The 7,977-nt window shown below is 70.4% G+C and carries 6 protein-coding genes; 2 read left to right on the forward strand and 4 right to left on the reverse strand.

Annotated features, from left to right (window positions below; genetic code table 11):
* Nucleotide 1 precedes the first annotated feature (1 nt).
* From E1284_RS42725 to E1284_RS36145, 3 genes are all read right to left on the reverse strand, one after another.
* Nucleotides 2-1,204 (reverse strand): hypothetical protein, encoded by a 1,203-nt coding sequence (locus E1284_RS42725; protein ID WP_207924146.1) that lies wholly within the window; start codon nt 1,202-1,204, stop codon nt 2-4.
* A 146-nt stretch (nt 1,205-1,350) separates the two neighbouring features.
* Entirely contained in the window at nt 1,351-2,604 is a 1,254-nt protein-coding gene (locus tag E1284_RS36140; RefSeq protein ID WP_131944652.1) for a PucR-like N-terminal domain-containing protein, read from the reverse strand.
* 257 nt (nt 2,605-2,861) lie between these two features.
* Nucleotides 2,862-4,055 carry a PucR-like N-terminal domain-containing protein gene (locus E1284_RS36145; RefSeq protein ID WP_131944653.1) on the reverse strand — a complete coding sequence of 398 codons (1,194 nt, stop codon included), beginning with the start codon at nt 4,053-4,055 and terminating at the stop codon, nt 2,862-2,864.
* A gap of 386 nt (nt 4,056-4,441) precedes the next feature.
* On the opposite strand from E1284_RS36145, the gene E1284_RS36150 reads away from it, so the two are divergent.
* On the forward strand, nt 4,442-5,311 hold the full coding sequence (locus tag E1284_RS36150) for an RpnC/YadD family protein (RefSeq protein ID WP_131944654.1): 870 nt from the start codon (nt 4,442-4,444) through the stop codon (nt 5,309-5,311).
* 144 nt (nt 5,312-5,455) lie between these two features.
* Complete coding sequence (locus tag E1284_RS36155; RefSeq protein ID WP_131944655.1) at nt 5,456-6,253, forward strand: hypothetical protein; 798 nt, start codon at nt 5,456-5,458, stop codon at nt 6,251-6,253.
* A gap of 499 nt (nt 6,254-6,752) precedes the next feature.
* On the opposite strand, the gene E1284_RS36160 is transcribed toward E1284_RS36155, so the two are convergent.
* Nucleotides 6,753-7,592: a DUF559 domain-containing protein gene (locus E1284_RS36160; RefSeq protein ID WP_165965563.1), complete on the reverse strand. Its 840-nt coding sequence runs from the start codon at nt 7,590-7,592 to the stop codon at nt 6,753-6,755.
* Between the last annotated feature and the right edge of the window lie 385 nt (nt 7,593-7,977).

Here is a 7,977-nt window from a genome sequence, read left to right on the forward strand (position 1 = left end):
CTCAGGGGCGGGCCGTGCGGACCTGCGTGACGTACAGCCGGATCGGCGGGACGGGCTGCAGCGGCCGCGGCGGGCGCACGCGCGCGGGCTGCGGCGGCAGGGTGCGGAGCCGCGCCGCGGTCGGCCGCTTGCCCGCGAGCCGCGTGCGGGCGGCGCGCAGCCGCCGGCGCGTCACCCGCTGCATGCGGGCCTCGGTGCGGCGGATGAGGCGCAGCCGGAGCAGCAGCAGCGTCACCGCGGCGCCGAGCGCGGCGAGGAACCCCGCCTGGAGCGCGGCCATCTCCGCGATGGTGAACGGCTCGGCGGGCAACCTGCTCAGGTTCGACACCGGGACGAGCGGCCCGGACGCGGGCGCGATCTGCGGCGTCGCGGGCGCGATCGGCGGCAGCGCCACCTGCGGGCCCTTCATGCCGGCGAGCGGGTCGAAGGCGGGCGGCGTCAGCGCCGGGACTCCGGTGGGGAACCGGGTCGGGCTGATCCCGGGCGGCAGCGCCCCGGACGGCGAGGTGATGATCAGCTTGTAGCTGCGGGACACGCTTCTGGCCTTCGCCGCCGACACGGCCGCGCGCACGGTGATCACGCCGGGTTTCGCGGTGGACGGCGCCCGGACGGTCGCGATCGCCGCGGCCCCGCCGGCGCCCACGCTGCCGAGGTTCTGCGTCCCGGGGCTGACCGTCGCTCCGGAGGCCGACATCTTCAGCACGGTGCCGGTCGCGGTCGCGTTCGCCGACGCCACCCGCACGGTCGCGGTGATCGAGCCGCCGGGGCGCATCGTCGCCTCCGACACCGTCAGCGCGAGCGACAGCACGGGCGTCTTCGGCTCGCCCGGCCGGGTCGGCGGCGGAGTCGTCGGCGTCCCGGTCGGCGGGTCCGTGGGCGTCCCGGTCGGCGGGTCGGTGGGCTCCCCCGTCGGAGGGTCGGACGTCGGCGGGTCCGTGGGCGGATCGGACGTCGGCGGGTCCGTCGGAGGGTCGGACGTCGGCGGATCGGTGGGCGGGTCCGACGTCGGGGGGTCGGTCGGTTCCTGAGTCGCCGGCGGGTCCGTGGTGGGGGTGTCGGTGGTCGGCGTGTCGGTCGGCGTGTCGCTGACGGTGGCGGTCGGCGTCGGGGTCTCGTCGGCGAGCACCGGGTGCACGCCGACGGTGCCGATGAGCGTGACCGCGCCGAGTCCGGCCAGGACCGAGACAGCCGATCGTGAGCGCACCCCGAACGCACCTCCATCGCCTCGCGGCCGTCCTGCCGAAATTGCGTTGAATTCGATGGAAGCATGCGGTGATTCAGCGGATCAACCCCGTGTGTCAAGGTCCGTCCGAGGTGCTCAAATTCGACCTGCGCCGCATTTGCGGTTTATCAACCGGTGCTTATTTCCGCGGGCGGTTCCCGGTCCCGTGCGGCGGACGCCCGCGGCGCCGCGGCGCCCCGCTCGCGCAGCCGCATCGCGCGCAGCACCGCCTCGATCGCGAAGCGCGCCTCGGAGTCGGCGAGCCGGTCGCCTAATGTGCTCTCGACCTGCCGCATCCGGTAGCGGACGGTCTGCGGGTGGATGCCGAGCTCCGCGGCGATCTCGGTGGCGGTGCCGCGGGTCGTGAGCCAGACGCGCAGCGTCTCGAGCAGCCGGTCGCGCTGCCGGGCGCCGAGGCCGTCCATCTCGCCGAGGTGGCGGCGGGCGAGCTGGTCGATGAGGGCCTGGTCGGACAGCAGCCAGATGGTGATGAGGTGGTCCTCGCAGTCGGTCACCGGGGCGTAGTCGAGGACGCCCGTCTCCACCAGGCGCAGCGCGTGCCGCGCCCACCGCAGCGAGTCTGCAACGCCGGTGGGCGGCACGGGCAGGCCGACGACGAGCTGCCCGTCGGGCAGGACGCGCAGCAGCGACTGCCGCCGCTCGGGGGTCGGTCTCCCGGGGACGACGAGGAACGGCTGGGTGGCGGTGAGGTCGGCGAGGACGTCGGCGTCGAGGGCGGCCCGGACGTAGCGGGCGCCGGGCGGGGCGACGACGGCGGTCACCTCGTCCGGGATCGTCCACCCGGCCTGCTCGGCGGCCTCGGCGAGGACGCGGGGTGCGCCGGGCGGGCGCAGCAGCAGTTCCAGCAGCCGCCGCCGGTGCGCCTCGGCCTCGCCGTCGGGGCGGGCGTCGAGGTAGCCCTCCAGCGCGAGCGCGGCGAGCTCGTCGATGTAGGCGAACAGCGCGTCGGCGAGCTGCGCCATGACCTCGGGCGCCACCCGGCGGCGCGGCCCGACCTTCATGACGCGGCGCCAGGCGACCTGCGCGCCGATGCGCAGCGCGGCCTGGAGGGTGTCGAGCGTCCGCCCCTCCTGGGCCTCGAACCGGCCGAGCCTGCGGTAGGTCTCGTGGTGGCGCTCGCGGGGGGCGAGCGGGTTGGCGACGCGGTCGACGAAGTCGGCGAGGGCTCGCTCGACGCCGATCCGCAGCGCCTCGACGTAGGGGTCCTTGAGCGGGCGCCCGTACTCGGGGATCGACCGGCGCACCTCCTCGATGATCTCCTGCGCGAGGCTGGGCAGTTCCGGCCGCATCAGCAGGGCGAGCCGGCGCGGGAGTCTGGCCCGGCGTTCCACCGTCCCCCGCGTCAATGCCTGCTGTGCCATGGGCACACCTCCAAGGCGCCGCCGCCGCGGACCGGGGCATGTCGCCGGGCGGGGGCACCCGGCCGTCCGGACGGTCGACCGTATGACGTAACGCGGTGGGCGCGCCGAGCGGGGGACCCCAGCACACCCCCCGCTTTCTGTGAGTTGAAGCACATTGAACTTAGATCAAATACGGTTCGTCAAGGTAAATGGAAGGTAAAATCAGCAGTCTGTGGCGTTGTCGCCACATTCGGCGTCCCAATTGGGACGTGCCCATTTCAGCGCGCTCGCCGCTCCCGCATTCGGTGGGCGCGCAGCACCGCGTCCAGGACGAAACGCGCCGCCGGGTCGGCCAGTTGCCGGTCGAAGGTGACACTGATCTGCCGCATCCGGTAGCGGACGGTCTGCGGGTGCAGCCGGAGCCGGCGGGCCGCCTCCACCGCGTTCCCCTGGGCCTCCAGCCACGCCCCCAGGGTTTCGGTCATGCGCATACGCCGGGTCCGCGGCATGCCGGCCAGCGCGGCGAGTTCGCGGCGGGCGAGTTGGTCGAGCAGCGGGCCGTCCGACAGCAGCCACAGCTCCAGCAGGTGCCGCTCGCACAGCGTCGGGCCGCCGTCCTCCAGCAGGCCCGCCTCGACGAGGGCGAGCGCGCGCCGCGCCCAGCGCAGCGAGTCGCCCGCCTCCTCCAGCGGGACGGTCAGCCCCACCGCGAACCGGCGCTCGGGCAGGGCCCGGCCGAGCATCGCCGCGCGCTCGGGGCCGTACCCGCCGGGGATCAGCAGGTGGGGGGCGGCGTCGGCGAGGTTCACGAGCACGTCGCCGTCGAGGGCCTCCCGGATGCAGCGGGCCCCGGCCGGCATCGCGACCATCGCGACCGTGTCGGGCAACTCCCAGCCGGCCGCCTTCGCCGTCCGGGCGAGCGCGCCGCTCGCCGCGCCCGGCCGGAGCACGAGCCGCAGCAGCCGCCGCTTGTCGCCGGGTGGTTCGTCCCCCGCCGACCGCACCTCCAGATACCCCTGGACGGACAGGGAGGCCAGCTCGTCGTTGTAGGCGAACAGCGCCTCGGCCAGCCGGGTCATGACCTCGGCGGGCAGCCGCTTGTCGCGCGCGACGGCCGCCACCCGCCGCCACGCGACCTGCACTCCCACCCGGTAGGCGGCCTGGAGCGCATCGAGCGTCCGCCCCTCGTAGGCCACGGTGCGGCCGAGTTCGCGGCACAGCTCGTCGCGGCGCTCGTGGCCGGCGGCGATGCCGGAGACCTGGTTCAGGAAGGCCGCCATGGTCTGCTCGACGGTGACCCGGAACGCGTCGGGCACCGCCGTCCCGTCCCGCTCGGCGTACTCGGGCACCGCCCGCCGGATCTCCCCCATGATCTCCCCGGCCAGCGACGGCAGCTCGGCGCTGAGGATCGCGATGACCTGCGGCGGCAAGGCCCCGGGACGGCCCCCTCTGCCGGTGAGGGTCTCCGTCATTCGGTCCCCCTCCCGTCCCGGAATATCCGCATGAATAAACGGTAGCCCAGAGTTATCCTGGCACGCACCATTCCGGGCGATATCTACGCGTCAGTAATAACGCCGGTACTCACCGGGCGACAAAAGCGCGCATACCGAATGATCAGCGAACGACAATGCCGCCGGAATACCGCAGCCGCCCCGTTACAGCCCTCCCTCGCGCCCCTCGTCCCGCGATCGGCGGAGCGCAACTCTCAGCGAGCCGCCGCCCGACGCGAGGCATCGCCGATCACCCGGCCCTGGCGTCACACACCACCCCAGTCGGAACTATGGCCACAACTCCGCCATAGCGCCATGTAACGATTTTCCCTCACCGTAGTCAGTTGAACACCGTTAGTGTCCAGCTCATGCCCTCCGCCGACCACGAGCTGCCGATCGCCCTGCTCCAGGACCAGCCCGCGCTGGCTCCCGAACTCCTGCAGGCCGTATCTGGCATCAAACCCCCCGAATACGAACACATCGGACTTGGATCGGACTCCTTCACCGACAACTACCCGACCGAGTACCGGGCCGACACGGTCGTCATCCTGGGCGAGCCGAAGCGCCCGGACCTCGCGATCGTCGTGGAGAACCAGCTCAGACCGGACCCGCGCAAGCGCTTCGTCTGGCCCGTATACCTGTCCACGCTGCGCGCCCGCCGCGAGTGCCCGGTGACGCTGCTGGTGCTGTGCCCGGACAAGGCCACGTCCGCCTGGTGCCGTGCACCGATCGAGACCGGGCACGAGGGATGGGCCCTGCGGCCCTGGGTACTGAACCTCGCCGAGGCCCCCGCGGTCGTCGACGTGGAGAAGGCGCGCGCACTGCCGGAACTGGCGATCCTGTGCACTCCCGCCAACGCCGACGGCCCCCACCGGAAAGCCGTCCTGACCGCCTTCGCCGAGGCCCTGGAGGTCACGGACCGCGACAGGGGCAGCAAGTACCATGACTACGTGCGGTCGAAGCTCTCCGAAGCCGCGCGAGACTGCTTGGAGGAGATCATGCAAGCGGACGTCTACGAGTGGCAGAGCGACTTCGCCCACAAGCACATAGCCGAAGGCAAAGCCGAGGGCAGGGCCGAGGGCAGGGCCCAGTCAATCCTGAAAGCCCTCGAACTACGCGGGCTATCCGTCGACGATGAGTCGCGGAAGCGCATCACCAGTTGCACGGACCTGGAGCAGCTCGACGCCTGGTTCTCCCGCGCCTTGTCCGCCCGGACCGTCGACGAGATCTTCGACTGACACGCGCACCTTTGGACCGCGGCTCTCCCCTTCGCGGCGGGCCGCGGTTCTGCATCCGGGAGACGGCCAGGGGCAATTCCGTCATTACACCATGTAGCGATTTTCTCACCCCGTCGTCACCCGAGTACCGTTAGCGTCCATCTCATGCCCCCCGTCAAATATGACAAGTTGCGCGACATGATTCGGGACCGTCCCGACATGGTGGTGGAGTTGTTCCAGGAGGCGTCCGGGATCGAACTCCCCCGGTACGACCTGATCTCGGTCCCGTGGATAGGTTTCGTCGACCAAATGGCGACCGTCCTCATCGGTGACCCGGATCAGCCGGACCTCATGATTCATGTGGAGCTCCTCTCCGAGATCATCCCGCAGAGGCGTTACTCCTGGCCGTCCTACTTGGCGCGTCACCGGGCCTATTACAAGTGCCCGGTCACCATGGTGGTCCTGTGTCCGGACGAGGCCACGGCCGAATGGTGCCGGCAGCCGATCGAGTGCGGGCTCGATGAGGGATGGATCCTGCGCCCCTGGGCGCTGAACCTCCTCACCGACATACCCGCCGTCACCGACCTGGACAAAGCCCGTGCAACGCCGGAACTGACCGTGCTGAGCATCCTCGCCCACGCTGACGGGCCGGATCAGGACGCCGTCCTCGGGGCCTTCGCCGAGGCGATGATGGTCGTGGACCCCAGGGACGCCTGGCGGTACCAGCGGTACATACGGTCACAACTCTCCGAGTCCGCGCGATCCCGCCTGGATGAGATCAGTTACGCCAGGAACAAGGCAAGGAGGGCCGCGAAACTACTCTTCATCGCTCTGGACACACTCGGATTCACTGTCGATGATGCCCTCCACGAGCGCATCACCACCTGCCGGGACTACGACCAGATCGAGACCTGGATGCGTCTCGCCTTCAAGTCCCAGACCCTGGACGAGATCTTCAACTGACGTGCGCATGCGTTGCGACCCGTGGCTCGGCCCTCGGCGTCGAGCCGCGCTTTTCCGGCGTCCGTACGCGGCGGCGTACAGGCCGACCGCACGGCGCCTCTGCGGCGGAGGACATACCGAACGCGACCGGGCGACGGCCGACCACGCCGACCACGCCGCCCGCTGCCAGGTTCCCATCAGGTGAGATCGATGCGCCCGTTCTTCACGGCGTCGAGGAAGGCCGGCCACCCGCTGACAAAGCAGAACAGTGGCCCTCACAGTTCCTTGCCTGGACGGCCGCCGCCTCGCCACGCTCGACGTGTTGGCCCACGTCTCCACCGACAAACGCGAAGCCAACCTCGCGACGAATAATGAGATAGGGACCCGCAACCAAGCCCGCGTCCGCAGCACGGAAGTGACCATCGCACCGGCAACCTCACCTCACGCCCCCCTCCCCCGCTTCGTTGATCTGCGGCGTGTTGTTGTTATGGGGGCGTCCATAACAACAACACGCCGCAGGTCAACGGGACGGGCGGCGCGCGTCGAGGGCCTTGCGGATGCGGTTCACTACCTGCCGGGGGTTGCGGAAGAGTCCGTCCTTGTTCACGCGGATGACGATCCAGCCGTCGTCGATCATCCGGCCGTCGCGTTCGATGTCGCGGCTGTACTGGCCGTGGTCCTGCTGGTGGTGCAGCCCCTCGTACTCGATGGCGATCTTCACGGCGGGGTAGGAGAGGTCGGGACGCGCCAGCCAAACGCCCCAGTCGTTGAAGACGTCCTGGTTGGCGACGGGCCGAGGAAGGCCGGCGTCGACGAGCAGCATCCGCAGCCGCGTCTCCGGCGGTGAATCGCTTCGTGGTTCCAGATGAGTCATCGCGAGCCTGGCCTTTCTGACTCCGCGACGCCGGTAGCAGTCCTTCAGGAATGCGTTGAGGAGTTCTCGCGTGCTGATCTGCCGCCTCAATATGTGGTCCCCCGCGATGATGAGGTCGATGCGGGGCACCGAGGCCGCCAGTTCGAGGAACAGCCGCTCTGGGCCGATCACGCGGCGGCCTTTTTCCTCGCGCACTTGCCCCGCGGGAATCGCGTAGCCGTGCAGCTTTAGCTGCTTGATGCGAGGGACGGTGGACGCCGAGGCGGGTACGGCCGCGTGGACTCGTAAGTCCCCGTCCGGCACCGGTACGCCGTACAGGCGAGCTGCGGTCACCCCACAGAAGACCGCGTCCGGCGGGAGTATCAGCGCGGCGGCGTCGCAGCGGACCTGGATGGAATCTTCCAGGCTCGCGGGCGCGTACACGTCGTGGAGCACATGCCGGTACAGCCGGGAACGGAGCTGCTGAGCCGTCACGCCCGCCTGCACCGCCTCAGCCGACCGAAATGGACGATTTTGGAGAATATGTGGAATATCACGGGGGGTTCTCACCATCAATTAATAACCGCCGCAGCACCACGCCGCACGCCCCGTGACTGGGCCGTATCCCACTTGTTGATCTGCGGCGTGTTGTTGTTATCAAGCGGCTCATAACAACAACACGCCGCAGATCAACTAACCCCGCCGGACGTGTCGGACGTGTCGGACGCCGCCGCGTTCCCGTCGGGGAGGTCGCGGCTGCCACGGTGCCGCGTTTGAGAGGCGGTCAAGGAGCGGTGGATCGGCATGCGGATGCTCGGTGGCCGCCTCGCCCACGCCTTCGGATCGCGCAACGAGCCGGCCTCGTCCGGCCACCGGGCCAGCGCGCACGAGG

It is taken from the genome of Actinomadura bangladeshensis (genome assembly GCF_004348335.1).
GTDB classification, from domain to species: domain Bacteria; phylum Actinomycetota; class Actinomycetes; order Streptosporangiales; family Streptosporangiaceae; genus Spirillospora; species Spirillospora bangladeshensis.